The organism is Streptomyces sp. NPDC001492 (genome assembly GCF_053597275.1).
Window position 1 is genome coordinate 103,325 of the sequence record NZ_JBSFHW010000002.1, and the last position, 16,451, is coordinate 119,775.

Here is a 16,451-nt window from a genome sequence, read left to right on the forward strand (position 1 = left end):
GACGAAAGACCTCGATGGACCGGGAGGCCGCCGACCGCATCGCGATAGCTGCCGCCGGGGACCCTGAGAGCGAGGCTGACGTCTCCGGGTCCGCTGACCCCACTGCCGCAGCGGCCGAGGTCAACGATCCGCAAGGCGAGGATGACGGCCGACATTATCTAGGGCTGTGTGCTGTTCGTGCTGGTCAATCCGATGCCGTGGCTTCAGGCACGTGAGGCACGGCCCACGGTTGGGCCTTCCGAGGCCGTGCCTCGGTGTGGGGTTACGAGACGAGGTGGCTCAGAAACCAGGTGATAACGGCCCGGAAGGTGCCGGAGAAGGCACCGCTGACGGCGGCGCGAACAAGAAGCAAGCGCTCGCGGCGGGAGAGAGACATGGGTACTCCCCAAAGGACGGAATGGGTGGGTGGCCAGCCGGCTTGTCCACCACGCTCTGCCCTGCACGCGGATCGACTCCGAGTCGCGACGAGCCGTCGAACCTGTCCAGGCACAACGGCTGTTCACGCTCTGTCCGAGTCCCAGATCGGGGACGATGATGCGATGAGTGGCGACATGGGGAACGTGGCCAGGCCGAGGAAGCGGCCACGGCGGCTGGGCCGGGCACAGGTCAGCTGGCCGCCCGCTCTGTGCACGTTGAAGGAGTTGCTCTACGAGGTGTATCTCGCGGCTGGCGCCCCGAGCCTGGACGAGATCGCCGAGGGTGTTGCCGCCAATGACGAGCTGCCGGGTTCACCGGGTCGGGACACCGTTCGCCGTGTTATCAGCGAGTCGGCCATGCCGCCCAGTCTGGCCGACGTTGTATCCGTCGCGGCGGTGCTGGCCCGCTCGGCCGCGTGGGAGCCGGAAGATCTGACCGGACGGGTACGCAGTTTGTGGATGGCGGCCCGGATGGCACAGGGCGCCGGACGGCTGATCAGCGAATACGCCGACGATGACCGGCTTGTTCTGGAGGACCTGGAGGTCCATCACGTCATGGACGTCGGCGGTGCCCAGGGACAGTTCGGTGTCCTGCCTGCCTATGTCCGGCGCGAGCACGACAGGCGTCTGGAAGAGGTCGTTGCCGCTGCCGAGGGCGGTCACAGTGGGATCGCGGTCCTGGTGGGGGGATCGTCGACGGGCAAGACGCGTGCCTTGTGGGAGGCGGTGCGGAGGTTGCCAGTTGGCTGGAGGTTGTGGCATCCCCTCAGTCCCACCCGTCCTGAAGCGGCCCTGGCTGGGCTGGGCGAGATCGCTCCCCGGACGGTGGTGTGGCTGAACGAGGCCCAGTACTACCTCAGCCCGGGCGGGCTCGGGGAGCAGGTCGCGGCGGGCCTGCGCGGCCTGCTCAACGACCCCTCACGAGCGCCGGTTCTGGTGCTGGCCACGCTGTGGCCCGAGCACTGGGACACCCTAACCACCCGCACCGACCCAGACCGGCATCCCCACGCTCGAGAACTGTTGAAGGGGCACGCGATCAGAGTGCCGGACGCCTTCACCTCGCATGATCTGGTCGCGCTCAGCGAGACCGCCGACGGCGATCCGCGGCTCACGCTAGCCGCCGATCGCGCGGCCGATGCCCAGATCACTCAGTACCTGGCCGGCGTGCCAGTCCTGCTAAGCCGCTACGAGATGGCCAATGGTGCCACCCAGGCCCTGATCCACGCGGCCATGGACGCCCGTCGTCTTGGCGCTGGCCCGTACCTCCCCCTCGCCTGGCTGGCCGACGCCGCCCTCGGCTACCTCACCGACACCGAATACCACGCACTCAGCGACGAGTGGCTGACCCGCACTCTCAACTACGTCACCACACCCTGCAATGGCATCCCCGGCATCCTCACCCCCGTGAAAACCAGCATCCTCGTCGGAAGGCGCAACACCCGGCCCAACCCTGTCAAGCCGTCCGATGCGAGAACGCTGGGGCCTCACTATCTCCTGGCCGACTATCTCGACCAGCACGGCCGCCGACAGCGCGCCGAGACCATCCCACCCACCGACTTCTGGACCGCAGCCAGCAACCACACCCACTCCACCGACCTGGATACGCTCGGCAACTCTGCCTGGAGGCTCGGGCTGTACCGCGACGCCGCCCAACTCCACAAACACGCCACAACCCGAGGCGACGCTCACGCCGCGGCCACCCTCGTCGAACGCTTCCACCAACTGCACCCCACCGACCCCCGCCCCGCCCAATGGGCCGCCGCCCACGCTCCCCTCGACGACGCGTACGCGGTGGCCCGGCTGCTGGAGGCGTTGAAGCATGCGGGGGCGCAGGATCAGGTAGGCACCCTGTTGGCCCGCGACCCCGCCACCCACGTCTCCCTCAACAACGCGTCCGCGGTGGCCCGGCTGCTGGGCAGGTTGTGGCATGCGGGGGCGCAGGAACAGTTGAACTCCCTGGCCACACGGGCCGCCGCACACATGCCCCTCGACGACCCTTTCAACTTGGCCCGGCTGCTAGAGGTGTTTCGGGGGTTGACGCATGCGGGGGCGCAGGATCAGACAGACACCCTGACCACACGGGCCGCCGCCCACACCCCTCTCAACGACCCGTACACGGTCTTCTCCGTGCTCGCCCTGTTGCGGGAGGCGGGGGCGCAAGATCAGGTGAACGCCCTGCTGGCCCGGGACCCCGCCACCCACGTCTCCCTCAACGCCCCGTACTCGGTGTACCTCCTCCTAATCGCGTTTGAGCAGGAGGGGGCGCAGGATCAGGTGACCACGCTGCTGGCCCGAGGCCTGACCACCCACATGCCACTCGACAACCCGGCGCATGTTGCCGACCTGCTGGACTTTCTGCGGAAGGCGGGGGCGCAGGACCAGGTGGACATCCTGCTGGCCCGCGACCCCGCCACCCACGTCTCCCTCGACACCCCCTACACGGTGGCCGGGCTGCTGGAGGCGTTGGGGCGTGCGGGGGCGCAGGATCAGGTGGACGCCCTGCTGGCCCGTCACCCCTCCACCCACGCCTTCCTCGATAACCCGCGGGGGGTAGCCCGACTACTGGAGGCGTTACGGGAGGCGGGGGCGCAGGATCAGGTGGACTCCTTGTTGGCCCGTCACCCCGCCACCCACGTCTCCCTCAACGATCCGACAGGGGTGGCCCAGCTGCTGGAGGCGTTACGGGGAGCCGGGGCGCAGGACCAGGCGGCCACCCTGGCCACCGCCCACAGAGCTCTCGACGACGGGTCCGAGTTCGCCTGGTTGGTGCGTGGATCTCAGGAGGCCGATGCCTGGTTGGAGGAGTTCCGACTGGGACCTGAGCTCGATCGGAGGCCATGGTCATGGGACGACCTGGAGTGACCCAGAGTGCCCGAAACGCCGTACCAATCACCACCAACATGCCTGCACATCCCTCGGATAGTCGTCAGGAATGTTGCTGAACTCCAAACATGACCCATATGCCAGTTTTCTGTCGGGCACCCAGATAACTATGACGATTGGGAGTATGGGTAGCTCTTGGTCTGCTCAGGCCGCTTGCAGGGCTTCACTCGGTCGTGGGCGGGCTGCTGCGGGATAGACAGTTGGGCGGGTGAGGCGTCGGGTCATCAGCCGGATCGCCGCGAGGTTGATCATGGCCTCGGAGCTTTCGGGCAGCCGTTCATGGTCTCGGACCAGGCGTCGGGCGTGCATCACCCACGCCCAAGATCGTTCCACGACCCAGCGGCGTGGCAGAACGACGAAGCCCTTGGCGTCTTTGGGCCTGTTCACGGTCTTGATCGTGAGCTTCAGTTCGGACTTGGCCCACTCGGCGAACGGGCCGCGGTAGGCGGAGTCGGCCCAGACGATGGCGAGTTCGGGGTGAAGTCGGCGGGCGCGGATCAGCAGGTCCCTGGCCGGCTTGCTGTCGTGCAGGCTGGCCGAGGTCACCATGACGTCCAGCGGGAGGCCGTGAGTCTCTGTCAGGAGGTGTCTTTTGCGCCCATTGATCATTTTCCCGCCGTCCCACCCGCGACTGTCCTTGCCGACGGTCTCGGACGCCTTGATCGACTGCGCGTCGAGGACGGTAGCCACCGCGTGCGGGGAGGTGCCCATCTTGCAGCGGACTTCGCGCCGGAGGTGGTCGCGGACCGTGTTCCAGACCCCGGACCTGGCCCAGCGGCGGAAGAAGCCGTAGACCGTCTGGTGCGGAGGGAAATCCGCAGGCAGAGCACGCCAGCGGCAGCCCTCAGAGCACACATACCGTATGCCGTCCACGATCTCCCGGCGCGGGTGTTTCTCGGGCCGGCCGCCGCGTCGTGTCGTCCATGCGGGCGGCGGCAGTAGGGGCTCGATCACCGCCCATTCCGCGTCGGTGACGTCCGAGGGGTAGCGGCGCTGCCGCATGCATCTCCCCTCCTCACGCGATCAGGTCGAGGGTGGACTCGACCGAGTTCAGTTGGGTGATCATGTGCCGGACCCGTTTGTCCTCCGGGGCCAGCTTGGCGTGCGGGCCGACAGTCGCGGTGATCAGCCGCCGCACCTCGGTCAGCTTCTTGTGGATCTTCGCAACCTCGTACTGCTCCAGCTCGTCGGGGTCGGCCGTGAACATGTAGCCGTCCGCCCGACTGTGCACCAAGGGCGGCCAGCCCATGTCGCTGATGATGTCCCGCAGCATCGCCAGCCCGGAACGGGTCTGGGCGGGGGTGAGTTCGCACGCGATCCGCAGCTGCGGAAAGTGCAGCGCGGCAGGGCGGGCCTCCATCAGGATCCGGTGGATGCACTTGGCGTGTTCCCTGGCCGCGTCGCCCCTACGGCGTGAACGGGACACCGCTACTCGCCCCGCAGCAGCTTGGCCAGCTCCTCGTCCATGTCGGTCTCGCCGGTCGAGACCGCGTGCTCCACCCAGTCACACGCGGCGCGGACCCGGGCGAGGTTGTGCCCGATGATCTCCTGGGCGTCCGGGGCCAGCGTCCGGTCGCGCATCAGCGGCACCAGCCTGCTGGTGGAGGCCACGAACTTGTGGCAGGCGCCCACCAGGTCCAGGAACTCCAGCGTCCGGTCGATCGCCCTGATCGCCGGAGCGACCGGGCTCTCCTCCTGCTCGGTGAGCGGTTCCGCAGCGGCCTTCTCCGCCTGCTGCCACCGGTCGGACTGCGCCTTGTTGAACAGGTGCCGGGCCGTCTTGTCACGAGCGGCATGGAAGGCCACTTCGGGACGGCGCAGGAAGTCGGTCGCCACTCGCGCGGCCACCTGCTCGTCCGCCGCCAGGTCGTGGATCGCCTCCACCTTCTCCTGGACCGACACCGGTGTGTCCACCTGCCAGCCCACCTGCCGTTTCGCGGCATCCCCCGTCCACTGGAGTTTCCCGTTGCGCGGGTGCTGGGGCGGGCTGGCGATCCGCTCGAAGCGGTCGTCCAACTTCTCCAGGATGCGGTGGATCTCGAACGGGACGCCCTCCGCACGCTGTTCACGCGGCCATCGGCTGGCCGTGTACCGGTAGGTCCGCACCTGGTTGTAGGAGACGCCGATGTCGTCGGCGAACATCTCCAGCGTCTCCCGCACCCCGAACAGGTCCTCGTTCGCCGCGGGCTGCGAGCCGCCCCAGTCGCGTAACGGGCAGATCTCCAAGGCGTCGTCTCCGATTTTGAACTGGATCTTCGTCTCGTCCAGTACGAGCTGCCGGTCCTCGGTCACGAGTTCGTCGTACCTCGTGCGCGAGACGCTCCCGACCTTCGCACTCACGGGCATCAGGCTCACCCCCTGTGGCCCCGGGACGTCGGCTTTCCCGTCGCCGGCGACGAGTCCCGGCCCCACTCCACGAGCGTCAACCCGCAGCCAGATCCATAGCAACCAATGGCCACGACTTACGTGTAGAGAGCTTCCAAATCAGGCTCTACGGGTCGCGGCGTGCGATCTCCTGACGGAGTTGGGTGAGGGCGCGGTGCAGTGTGCTTTTGACCGTTCCGGGGGCCATGCCGAGAGTAGCGGCCGTCTCGAAGGTGGTCATCTGCTCGCAGTAGCGAAGCACGACGACACTGCGCTGCTTGGGGGCCAGACGCTTCAGGACGTCCGTCAACAGGGCCCTGTCGGCGTGCTGGTCGCTGGTGTCCTGGACGGATGCCTCGGGTATCTGTGCGGTCGGAATTTCCTCCAGCTTCCGTGCCCGCCACCACTCCGTACGCGTGTTGATCATGACGCGGCGCAGGTAGGCGTCGGCGAGCCGTTTGTCGGCGATGCCTTCCCACTGGCGGTACGTGCGTAACAGGGCGATCTGCAGGAGGTCCTGGGCGTCGAGCGGGTCGCCGACGAGGCGCCGGGCACTGCGCAGCAGAGCGTCGTGCCGGGTACGGACGTACTCCTCGAATTCCAGCACCGTGGTGCGATCCCTGCGGGGATCCATGCGTGGGCTCCTTTCATACGCGGGCATGAGCGGTCAGTTCGTGCTGTGTGGCGTAGCGCCCCGGGGTGGACCGGCGCAGGCCCGCCCCGGCGTCGGCTCATGCTCGGTACCGTGCCGGCCGAGCGGTGATGGTTCTGGAGCCACCTGACCGCCGCGAGGGTGTCGGGGCCGAAGCCGGCGAAGGGCCGGGCTGCCGGCCGCTCCCCTCGCGCCGGCCAGCAGCCCGGCCCGGGTTTGACGGCCCGTGATGACGGGCCGCCTACCGGGGAGGTGGGTCAATACGAGTGCGTAGGGCGATCGGCTTTCTGATGGTGGTGATCGACACCAGGTGCTCCTTCGAACGTGGGGTTGCTGCCTTCCGGAACGGCCGCGTGTGAGATGGCGGCCGGTGAACAGCCGGACCCGACGTGCAGACCCGGTGCCGTACGACCTCGACTTTCCCGGCCGCTCCATTGAATGGACAGCCGGATCCGCCACCCTGATCAATGGCGACGTCGCAGGTCACGGGCACGGCGCAGCACGCTGACCAAAAGCGCGGGAGCCGTTGACGGCGTGGCGTCGGGAACGCCCTGCCAGGCGTCGACTGCGGCAGCCGGGGGCTGTGGAGAAGCTGACGGTTTCTGAAGGAAAGGCCTGTGCGTCAACTCCCGGTCGCGGCCCGGCAGGCGGACGTCTGCGTCGCCGTGGTCGGCGACCGTGCCGCGCTGTTCGGCCTCGGCACCTGCGGCGAGGGCTGCGACGCGGAGGACCTCTCGCTGCCGGGCGTCCAGGGTGAACTGGTCGAGGCCCTGCCGGCCACCGGCACACCGGTCGTCCTGCTCGTCGTCTCCGGCCGCCCGTACGCGCTCGGTGCCTACGCCGACCGCGCGGCCGCCGTCGTCCAGGCCTTCTTCCCCGGCGAGGAGGGCGGCCCGGCGCTCGCCGGAGTGCTCTCCGGACGGATCAACCCCTCCGGCAAGCTGCCCGTGCAGGTCCCGCGCACTGCTGGGGGCCAGCCCGGCACCTACTTGCACGCCCCGCTCGGCGGCAACACCCAGGGCGTGAGCAACCTCGACCCCACCCCGGCCTACCCCTTCGGGCACGGACGGTCGTACACGACGTTCACCTACGGCGGCTTCGAGGTCGCCGAGCAGATCGCCACCGACGGCGACGTCGAGATCAGCTGCCGGGTCCGCAACACCGACGGCCTCCCCGGCACCGAGGTCATCCAGCTCTACACCACGGACCCCGTCGCACAACTGCCGCGCCCCGTGACCCAGTTGACGGGACTCGCCCGGGTCCGCCCGGCCGCCGGGGAGGAGCGCAGGGTCACCTTCCGCCTGCACGCAGACCGCCTCGCGTACACCGGCCCCGATCTGCACCGCATCGTCGAACCCGACGAGATCACCGTCCGACTCGGCGCCTCCAGCACCGACATCCGGCTCACCGGCACCATCCGGCTGACCGGCCCGACCCGCCGGGTCGGACACGTCAAGGCGCCTCCAGCGCGGCCGATGGCGGCGGAACCCACCTCGCCGTCAGACCCGTTCCAGGGGGCGGTGCGGACCGGTGGGCAGTTCCACTTCGATCGTGTCGCCGGGGAACACCACACCGCCTTCCCTCACGATGCTCATGATTCCGGCCTTGCGCACGATGTTCCCCGCCTCGTCACGGCCGACGACCTGTTTCAGCAGCCCATCCTGGAAGTGGTCGATCTGCAGGCAGGGATTGCGGAGGCCGGTGACTTCCAGGACCGCGGAGGCGCCGATGCGCAGCAATGTGCCGACCGGCAGAGCGAGCAGGTCGATACCGCGCGTGGTGATGTTCTCGCCGAGTTCGCCGGGCGCCACCTTGAACCCTTCTTCACCGACCTCGGCGAAGAGCTCTTCATGAATGAGGTGGACCTGGCGCAGATTCGGCTGGGTGGGATCCTGCGCGACACGCGAACGGTGCTTGACCGTCACACCGGCGTGCACGTCTCCCTCCACACCGAGCCCGGCGAGCAGTCTGACGCTGTCCCGGTTCGGCTTGGTGAACGAGTAATCCCCGTTGCTGCTGACCGCCGTCACTCTCCCGCTCATACCTCAAAGCCCCCTCGTCGGTAACCGTGATCAGCCATCAGCCTAGCCAGGCGCGGCGATATGCGGCACGTGCCGCAGGGCCTCGCGCGGCGACGCTACGGCGCAGTAGCGTGACGCTTCGTATCGGCGTTCGAGACTCTGTGAGGCTGCGATGGAACATCCCGACCCCTTAGTGATCGACCCGACGGGTCGCGACATTCACGGTGAAGCCGCCCGCGTCCGCGAGCGCGGTCCGGTGACCCCGGTCGAACTCCCCGACGGGGTTGCGGCATGGGCCGTCAGCTCCCCCGATCTCCTCAGGCGCCTGCTGACCGACCCGCGTGTCTCCAAGGACCCGCGCCGCCACTGGACCCGCTGGATCAACGGCGAAATCGCCCCGGAATGGCCGCTGTTCACCTGGGTCGCGGTGCAGAACATGTTCACCGCGTACGGCGGCGAGCACAAACGCCTGCGGGCCCTGGTCTCCAAGGCGTTCACCGCACGCCGCACCGCCGCGCTCCAGCCTCGTGTCGAAGAGATCACCAAGCACCTGTTGGACCGCATCGAGCAGGCCGGACAGGACGGGCGGGTCGTCGATCTGCGCGAAGGGTTCTGCTACCCGTTGCCGATCCAGGTCATCAGCGAACTGTTCGGCCTGCCCGAGGACCAGGGTGCGGAGCTGCGGGCCGTTGTGGACGGCATCTTCCACACCTCCGCCACACCGGAGGAGGTCACCGACATCTACACGCGGTTCTACGCGGCGCTCGCCGAACTCGTCGCTTCCAAAAGGGAGTCACCCGGCGACGACCTGACCTCCGCCCTCATCGCGTCTCGGCACGACGAGGGCGGCACCCGCCTCAGCGAGCAGGAACTCCTCGACACCCTGGTCCTCATGGTCAGTGCGGGCCACGAAACCACGGTCAACCTCATCGACAACGCCATTCACGCACTGCTCGCCCACCCCGACCAACTCGCGCTCGTCCGCAGCGGCCACGCCTCCTGGGACGATGTGATCGAGGAGACGCTGCGCGTCGAGGCGCCGGTCGCCAGCCTGCCGCTGCGATACGCCGTGGAGGATCTGGCGATGAGCGAGTTCGGCGGGCCCGAAGGAGTCGTGATCGGCAAGGGTGAGGCCATCCTGGCCGCGTACGCCGCAGCCGGACGCCACCCCGGCAAGTACGGCGACGACGCGGACCGCTTCGATGTCACCCGCGTCGACAAGGAGCACCTGGCCTTCGGCCACGGCGTGCACTACTGCCTGGGCGCCCCGCTGGGGCGGCTGGAGGCGCGGATCGCGCTGCCGGCGCTTTTCGAGCGTTTCCCGGAGCTTCAACTCGCGGTGCCGCTGAGCGAGTTGGAGCCGGTGGATTCCTTCATCTCCAACGGCCACCGCTCCCTCCCGGTACGCCTTCGCTGACGACTCCCAGCACGCCCGCTGACGTTGACGAGCTCGTAGTGGTGGTGGGCGAGGAACGTGGAGGTGCCGCCGTCGTAGGCGTCCGCGCCGGGGCTCCCAGATCAGCGCCTTCCTCACCGACACCGTCGGCCAACAGCAATCAGTCCGACGATCTGCGAGCCCGCGCGATTCCGTCGTAACACCCCAGCTGTAGACCATGAGCCTGGATGGCTCTCACGAGCCGTCCCACAGCCCCAGCCGTCGCAGACGACGCTGCCGACGCCTCTCGTACAGTGCCGTGATCCCGAAGATGCCGCCGAGCAGGAGGCTGCCGATCGGCGCGATGGCGTAGTCCGACGGCTGCACGTCTGGGAGCAACAGGAAGTAGGCGGCCGACACTGCTCCGGCCAGAAGGGACAGGAGGACCGGATGCCGGGCCGCGAACTTCTGTGTGCGTGTCGGTGGGCGCTCACCACCAAGGAGGCGGTCCACGGCCCAAAAGGCCCGCACCAGTTTTCGCCCGGTCTCCGACATGCCCGAGAGGGTAGCGCGCGCCGGTCGGTGCTCGACTGGCGCGATGCCAGTTGCGGCTTGTCGCCGATATAGGGTCGCCCCTGATCGCTGCGTCGAGCCCCGAGGTCGGCTGAAATCCAGTTACTCACGGCCTGGGGAGCCGGGTGGCTCCCTGTCGCTGGCGCCGCCGCACTGGCGCTGGTCGCGGCGGCGAGAATGAGCGGCTCGCAGGTTCGACTGCTTTTTGCGGGGGTTGGGATGCTGACTGGGATCGTGATCGACGCGCTGGACGTCACGCGCATGGAGCGTTTCTGGTCGGACGTGACGCGGGGCCGAACGGGCGGCCTGGAGCTGCGATTCGCGCCGACGGCGCAGCCGAAGGCGGCGCGGAAGAACCGACTCCACCTCGACCTGGCCGGGGGGCCGGACTGGGAGGCCGAGGTGGTGCGCATGCTCACACTCGGCGCAACGCGCGTCGACATCGGCCAAGGGGACGTCCCGTGGGACGTGCTGGCCGATCCGGAGGGCAACGAGTTCTGCGTGCTGCGTCCCGGGCACCCCGGCGTGCTCGCCGACTGCGGCCTCGTCGCGATCTGCCTCGATGTCGCGGAGGAGGACCGCTACGCGCAGTGGGCCTTCTGGCAGTCGCAGGCGAACTGGCACGCGGCCGAGTCCCACGACTGGGGTGTCCGGCTGCGCCGGCAGCCGACCAGCGTGGTCTCGCTGGTGATGGGGCCGCCTGCGGCGCCGAAGGAGGCGCGGAACAGGCTGCGGCTGGAGGTCACCCAACCCGACTGGGAACCCGGCGAGTTCCTGGACGCCGGTGGGAACGAGTTCCACGTCAGCGGGTGACCCGCCGCCGTCATGGGCGCTCCTTCGCGGCCGTTGAGCAGGGGGCTGCTCATCCCGGCAGGAGAGTCGTCCGGGTTCCAGCTTCATCGGTGTGCTGTCGCGTCCGGCCTGCGCCTACCGCTTCCGGACGGCGTAGGTCAGGTGCGTCACCCTCGGGGAGGTCTCCGCGCGGACCGGCTCCAGGGCCACGCGGCCCGCGTCCACGCCCTCGAACAGGCGGATCCCGGAGCCGAACAGCACGGGTGAGAGCACGATCGTGAACTCGTCGATCAGGCCGGCGTTCACGTACTCCAGGATCGTCGCGCCCCCGCCCGCGATGCGGACGTCCCGGTCGCCGGCGGCCTCGCGGGCCTGGTCGAGTGCGGCCTGGATGCCGTCGTTGACGAAGTGGAAGGTGGTCCCGCCCGGCCGCTGCCAGGGGTCACGCTTCTCGTGCGTGACGACGAAGACCGGCGTGTGGAACGGCGCCTCCTCCGGCCACATCTGCTCGCCGGCGTCGAACATGCGCTTGCCCATGACGCTCGAGCCGGTGCGCTCGAACGTCTCCCGCGCGATGTCGTTGTCGCGCCCCTCCTCACCGCCCTCGCCCAGCTTCAGGTTCTCCCGGAAGAACCTCAGCGGAAAGATCCACTGCTGCAGTTCCCTCCACTGCTGCCCCATCAACTCCCCGAGGGACCCGGGCGCGATGAACCCGTCCAGCGACATGGAGACGCTGAAGAACACCTTCCCGGCCATCAGTTCTCTCCCGCACGAACGAGCTCGGTGACGTAGGTGGCGAGGTTGCTCAGGGTCTGCCGGCCGCCCTCCATCGCGTGGTACTTCTCGACCGCCTCGTCGCGCAGCTCCTTGGTGGGGAACACCGTGCGCATCTCGATCCGGGTGGCCGCGCCGTCGGGCTCGAAGGTCAGGACCGACTCGAAGGCGTTCGGATCGTCGCGGGACTCACCGTGGAGCAGCGCGATCCTCTCCGGCGGAGAGATCTCGGTCCACGAGATCCACTCGGGGTAGTCCGTCCCGTCCGGTCCATGCATCAGGAAGTCCCACTCCCCGCCGACGCGGAACTCGAACGACCGCGTGGTCGTGGTGAACCCGTCCGGCCCCCACCACCGCGACAGGTGCCGGACCTCGGTGAACGCCTCGAACACCAGCTCCCGCGGGGCGTCGATGATCCGCGAGATGACGATCTCGCGGTCGGCCGTCGCGGACTGCGCCGACACTCCTCGTCCCGTCGCGCTCATCAGCTACTCCTCCTGCCGTGCCTGTTTCAGGTCCTGCACGTATGCGTCCAGCCGGTCGAAGCTCTCGTTCCAGAACCGCTCGAACCCACCGGCCCACTCGTGAACCGGCCGCAGCCCGCGGGCGTCAAGGCCGTACAGGCGCTGCTTGCCCGCCTTGCGGTCCCGCACCAGCCCGACCTCCCGCAGCACCCGCAGGTGTTTGGACGCGCGCGGCTGGGTCATCCCCAGCTCCCGGGCCAGCTCGGTCACCGGCCGCTCACCCGCCCGCAGCAGCACCAGGATCTCCCGGCGCTGCGGCTCGGCGATCGCGTTGAACACGTCCGACGTCGTCGCTGCTCGTGCCATGCCTCCATCGTATGCCCATATAGGCATGCGTCAACCGGAGCGAATCAGGTCAGGGGATGGGTGCGCCTGTTGCCGACGCACCCCTGGATCACCCCTGCCACCTGCCCCACAGCCGGTGAATCGTGCCCCGCGCGGCGTGCCAGTGCGAGATCCACCGTCTCGGTCTCGACGAGCGGCAGGTAGGTCACGCCGTCGAGGCGGAGGCTCTGTACCGCCTCCGGGACCAGGGCGACCGCGTTGCCGGCGGCCACGAGCACCACGAGGGTCGCGGTCTCGCCGACCTCGATCAGGGTGGCGGGTTCGAAGCCGGCCCGGGCGCAGGCTGCGAGAACCCGGCCGTGCATGGAGGAACGGTCGCGGGAGGGGTGGACGACGAAGGGCTCGTCGGCAAGGGCTGCGAGCGGGATTTCGGCGCGATCCGCCAGCGGATGGCCGGTGGGGAGCACGGCCACGAGCCGTTCGGACCGCAGCGGGGTGAGGGCGACGGCGGCGTCCACCGGGGTGTCGGTGCGCAGCAGGGCGAGGTCGTAGGTGCCGTCGAGCAGGCCGTCCACCAGTTCGGGGTTGAGCAACTCGCCGCGCAACTCCAGGGATACGGCCGGCAGTTGTGTCCGTACCGTACGGGCGATCCTGGGCAGGATGTCGTAGGTGGCGGTTCCGACGAACCCGATGGACACGCGTCCGGCGCGGCCGGTGGCGAGCAGGGCCATCTGTTCCTCCGCCCGTTCCACCTCGGCGAGGATCGACCGTGCGTAGCCGGCCAGGTGGCGACCGGCGTCGGTGACCTCGACGCGCCGCGTCGACCGGTGGAAGAGCGGGGTGCCGAGTTCCCGCTCCAACTGCTTGATCTGCTGGGAGAGGGCCGACTGCGCCACATGCAGGCGTTGGGCGGCGCGGCCGAAGTGGCACTCCTCGACGAGGGCGAGGAAGTAGCGAACGTGCCGAAGCTCCATGACCACAGCTTATCTGTGCGAGTGATGGATTGTGCGCGACTGAGTATTGGACGAGATCAATCCGGGGATCCTACGGTCTATCCATGGTTGCCAGCTTCGTTTACACCGCAGTCAGGACGCCGTTCGGACGGTTCGGTGGGGCCCTCGCCGACGTCCGGCCCGATGACCTCGCCGCCATCGCCGTCTCAGGAGCCCTGGCCAAGGCACCGTCTCTCGACCCGGCCCTGATCGACGACGTGGTGTGGGGCAACGCCAACGGCGCGGGCGAGGACAACCGCAACGTCGGCCGGATGGCCGTCCTGCTGGCGGGCCTGCCCACCTCGGTGCCGGCCACGACCGTCAACCGGCTCTGCGGCTCCTCGCTGGACGCGGCGATCATCGCCTCGCGTGCCGTCGAGAGCGGTGACGCCGAGATCGTCCTCACCGGCGGGGTGGAGTCGATGACCCGTGCCCCCTGGGTCCTGCCCAAGCCGTCACGCGCGTTTCCTGCCGGCCATGTGACCGCCGTGTCGACGACCCTGGGCTGGCGGCTGGTCAACGACCGTATGCCCAAGGAGTGGACCGTCTCGCTGGGCGAGGCGAACGAGCAGCTGGCCGACCGGTTCGCCATCGGGCGGGAGCGGCAGGACGAGTTCGCCGCCCGCTCGCACCAGCGCGCCGGCGACGCCTGGAACGCGGGCTTCTACGACGACCTGGTCGTTCCGGTCGTACAGGACGGTGAGGTCCGTCTCCGCGCCGACGAGGGCATCCGGCCGGGCTCGACGCCGGAGAAGCTGGCCGGTCTCAAGCCGTCGTTCCGTCCCGACGGCGTCATCACCGCGGGCAATGCCTCCCCGCTCAACGACGGTGCGTCCGCCGTGCTGATCGGCTCGGAGAGGGCCTCGCAGCACATCGGTACGGCGCCGCTGGCCCGGATCGCCGGCCGCGGGGTGTCGGCGCTGGATCCGCAGATGTTCGGGTTCGCGCCGGTCGAGGCGGCCGAGCGGGCCCTGAAGCGGGCCGGGATCTCCTGGCCGGACGTGTCGGCGGTCGAGCTCAACGAGGCTTTCGCCGTGCAGTCGTTGGCCTGCGTGGACGCTTGGAAGGTCGATCCGGCTCTTGTGAACACCAAGGGCGGCGCCATCGCCATCGGCCACCCGCTGGGCGCCTCGGGAGGCCGGATCCTCGGCACGCTCGCCGCGCGGCTGCGCGAGTTGGGGCAGCGGTGGGGCGTCGCCGCGATCTGTATCGGCGTCGGACAGGCCCTCGCGGTCGTCCTGGAGAACGTATCGGAGACGAGCCGATGAGCGTTCAGGTGTGCGCGGACGCCGACGAGGCCGTGGCGGGCGTCGAGGACGGGGCGACCGTGCTGGTCGGAGGGTTCGGCATGGCCGGGATGCCGGTCGAGCTGATCGACGCCCTCATCCGGCAGGGCGCGAGCGAGCTGACCGTGGTGTCGAACAACGCCGGCAACGGCGACACCGGGCTGGCCGCGCTGCTGGCCAAGGGCCGGGTGCGCAGGATCGTGTGCTCCTTCCCTCGCCAGTCGGACTCCTGGGTCTTCGACCGGCTCTACCGGGAGGGACGGATCGAGCTGGAGGTCGTACCGCAGGGCACTCTCGCCGAACGGATACGCGCGGCCGGCGCCGGCATCGGGGCGTTCTTCTCCCCCACGGGTGTCGGTACGCCGCTCGCCGAGGGCCGGGAGACCCGGGAGACAGGCGGCCGCACCTACGTCCTGGAGTACCCCATCAGGGGCGATGTCGCGTTGATCGGCGCACACCGGGCGGACCGCATGGGCAACCTCGTGTACCGGAAGACCGCCCGCAACTTCGGGCCGGTCATGGCCACCGCCGCCACCACGGTCGTGGCACAGGTCGGCGAGATCGTCGAGGTCGGTGCGATCGACCCGGAGGCCGTGGTGACACCGAGCATCTACGTCGACCGCATCGTAGGAACGGGAGGGCCGGCAGCATGAACACGAGCCTGGCACCGGTGGAGCACCTCGACCGCGGGCCGCTGGACGGCGGCGAGATGGCCGCCAGGGTGGCACGTGACATCCCGCACGGCTCCTACGTCAACCTGGGCATCGGCCGGCCGACACGGGTCGCCGACCACCTCCCCCAAGGGTCGGGGGTGGTGCTGCACACCGAGAACGGCATGCTCCACATGGGCCCCGCGGCCGGCCCTGACCAGGCGGACCCCGATCTCACCAACGCGGGGAAGATCCCGGTCACCGAACTGCCCGGAGCGGCCTACTTCCACCACGCCGACTCCTTCGCGATGATGCGCGGCGGGCACCTGGACATCTGTGTGCTGGGCGCGTTCCAGGTCTCGGCCGTCGGTGATCTGGCCAACTGGCACACCGGCGCGCCCGACGCGATCCCCGCCGTCGGCGGCGCGATGGACCTCGCGATCGGCGCCAAGAAGGTCTTCGTGATGATGACGCTGTTCGCGAAGGACGGCTCGCCCAAGCTGGTGCCGGAATGCACGTACCCGCTGACCGGGCTGGGCTGCGTCGACCGCGTCTACACCGACCTCGCGACCTTCCGCGTGGGCCCGGAAGGCGCCACCGTCGTGGAGACGTTCGGTATCGCCTGTGCGGACCTCGCGGCGCGCCTGGACATTTCGCTTTCGTCGATACGTCCGGATGCCGCCTGAGGGTCCCGCCCCGCGGGAGGTTGCGACAAGTCCTCCGGCTCGCGCGTGCGGCGGCCCCGGCTCTCGGGTGGCAGCGGCTGACCACCAGTGCCGCCGGCCGCACCCACGGCGGCAAGAAGGCACAAGACGGCGAATAAGGTCACCGAGCGAAGGCCCGCGGCTGCCCCTCGAAGGGCTG

General features: G+C 69.2%; 15 protein-coding genes and 2 pseudogenes. 7 read left to right on the top strand and 10 right to left on the bottom strand.

The features are described 5' to 3' along the window. The first annotated feature begins 539 nt into the window (after positions 1 to 539). Positions 540 to 3,278: a hypothetical protein gene (locus ACWC1K_RS02785; protein ID WP_450828275.1), complete on the top strand. Its 2,739-nt coding sequence runs from the start codon at positions 540 to 542 to the stop codon at positions 3,276 to 3,278. Positions 3,279 to 3,342: 64 nt separating this feature from the next. Here the strand turns inward: ACWC1K_RS02785 and ACWC1K_RS02790 are convergent. The 4 genes and pseudogenes from ACWC1K_RS02790 to ACWC1K_RS02805 all read right to left on the bottom strand — a co-directional run bounded on the left by ACWC1K_RS02790 (position 3,343) and on the right by ACWC1K_RS02805 (position 6,297). Beyond that, positions 3,343 to 4,301, bottom strand: a pseudogene (locus ACWC1K_RS02790) (IS5 family transposase). A 13-nt stretch (positions 4,302 to 4,314) separates the two neighbouring features. Next, entirely contained in the window at positions 4,315 to 4,659 is a 345-nt protein-coding gene (locus ACWC1K_RS02795; RefSeq protein WP_450828701.1) for a RacP protein, read from the bottom strand. Between the two features lie 68 nt (positions 4,660 to 4,727). Further along, positions 4,728 to 5,639, bottom strand: a complete 912-nt coding sequence (locus tag ACWC1K_RS02800; RefSeq protein ID WP_450828277.1) for a DUF6192 family protein — start codon at positions 5,637 to 5,639, stop codon at positions 4,728 to 4,730. Positions 5,640 to 5,790: 151 nt separating this feature from the next. After that, complete coding sequence (locus tag ACWC1K_RS02805; RefSeq protein ID WP_450828279.1) at positions 5,791 to 6,297, bottom strand: SigE family RNA polymerase sigma factor; 507 nt, start codon at positions 6,295 to 6,297, stop codon at positions 5,791 to 5,793. 656 nt (positions 6,298 to 6,953) lie between these two features. Between ACWC1K_RS02805 and ACWC1K_RS02810 the strand changes: the two are divergent. Further along, positions 6,954 to 7,766, top strand: a pseudogene (locus ACWC1K_RS02810) (glycoside hydrolase family 3 C-terminal domain-containing protein); the annotation flags it as partial. A 48-nt stretch (positions 7,767 to 7,814) separates the two neighbouring features. On the opposite strand, the gene ACWC1K_RS02815 reads toward ACWC1K_RS02810, so the two are convergent. Next, complete coding sequence (locus tag ACWC1K_RS02815; protein ID WP_450828702.1) at positions 7,815 to 8,357, bottom strand: MOSC domain-containing protein; 543 nt, start codon at positions 8,355 to 8,357, stop codon at positions 7,815 to 7,817. 151 nt (positions 8,358 to 8,508) lie between these two features. Here ACWC1K_RS02815 and ACWC1K_RS02820 point away from each other — a divergent pair, with 151 nt between their 5' ends. Then, a complete protein-coding gene (locus ACWC1K_RS02820; protein WP_450828281.1) occupies positions 8,509 to 9,753 on the top strand; it encodes a cytochrome P450 family protein in 1,245 nt (414 codons plus the stop codon). 213 nt (positions 9,754 to 9,966) lie between these two features. Here ACWC1K_RS02820 and ACWC1K_RS02825 read toward each other — a convergent pair whose 3' ends face one another. Then, positions 9,967 to 10,266, bottom strand: coding sequence for a hypothetical protein (locus ACWC1K_RS02825; protein ID WP_450828283.1), 300 nt, complete (start codon positions 10,264 to 10,266; stop codon positions 9,967 to 9,969). 237 nt (positions 10,267 to 10,503) lie between these two features. On the opposite strand from ACWC1K_RS02825, the gene ACWC1K_RS02830 reads away from it, so the two are divergent. Further along, on the top strand, positions 10,504 to 11,097 hold the full coding sequence (locus ACWC1K_RS02830; RefSeq protein WP_450828285.1) for a VOC family protein: 594 nt from the start codon (positions 10,504 to 10,506) through the stop codon (positions 11,095 to 11,097). Positions 11,098 to 11,211: 114 nt separating this feature from the next. Here ACWC1K_RS02830 and ACWC1K_RS02835 read toward each other — a convergent pair whose 3' ends face one another. From ACWC1K_RS02835 to ACWC1K_RS02850, 4 genes are read right to left on the bottom strand one after another with little or no spacing between them, the layout of a single operon-like run. Then, positions 11,212 to 11,832 carry a dihydrofolate reductase family protein gene (locus ACWC1K_RS02835; protein ID WP_450828287.1) on the bottom strand — a complete coding sequence of 207 codons (621 nt, stop codon included), beginning with the start codon at positions 11,830 to 11,832 and terminating at the stop codon, positions 11,212 to 11,214. Further along, a complete protein-coding gene (locus ACWC1K_RS02840) occupies positions 11,832 to 12,335 on the bottom strand; it encodes an SRPBCC family protein (RefSeq protein ID WP_450828289.1) in 504 nt (167 codons plus the stop codon). Before ACWC1K_RS02840 ends, ACWC1K_RS02835 begins: the two co-directional genes overlap by 1 nt. A gap of 3 nt (positions 12,336 to 12,338) precedes the next feature. Further along, positions 12,339 to 12,680 (bottom strand): ArsR/SmtB family transcription factor, encoded by a 342-nt coding sequence (locus ACWC1K_RS02845; protein ID WP_266951687.1) that lies wholly within the window; start codon positions 12,678 to 12,680, stop codon positions 12,339 to 12,341. A gap of 44 nt (positions 12,681 to 12,724) precedes the next feature. Beyond that, positions 12,725 to 13,633, bottom strand: a complete 909-nt coding sequence (locus tag ACWC1K_RS02850; protein WP_450828291.1) for a LysR family transcriptional regulator — start codon at positions 13,631 to 13,633, stop codon at positions 12,725 to 12,727. Positions 13,634 to 13,716: 83 nt separating this feature from the next. Here ACWC1K_RS02850 and ACWC1K_RS02855 point away from each other — a divergent pair, with 83 nt between their 5' ends. The 3 genes from ACWC1K_RS02855 to ACWC1K_RS02865 are packed head-to-tail and all read left to right on the top strand — an operon-like array spanning position 13,717 to position 16,273. After that, a complete protein-coding gene (locus tag ACWC1K_RS02855; protein ID WP_450828293.1) occupies positions 13,717 to 14,919 on the top strand; it encodes a thiolase family protein in 1,203 nt (400 codons plus the stop codon). Then, a complete protein-coding gene (locus ACWC1K_RS02860; protein ID WP_450828295.1) occupies positions 14,916 to 15,590 on the top strand; it encodes a 3-oxoacid CoA-transferase subunit A in 675 nt (224 codons plus the stop codon). Before ACWC1K_RS02855 ends, ACWC1K_RS02860 begins: the two co-directional genes overlap by 4 nt. After that, complete coding sequence (locus ACWC1K_RS02865) at positions 15,587 to 16,273, top strand: 3-oxoacid CoA-transferase subunit B (protein ID WP_450828297.1); 687 nt, start codon at positions 15,587 to 15,589, stop codon at positions 16,271 to 16,273. The genes ACWC1K_RS02860 and ACWC1K_RS02865 overlap by 4 nt, the downstream gene beginning before the upstream one ends. Positions 16,274 to 16,451: the final 178 nt, after the last annotated feature.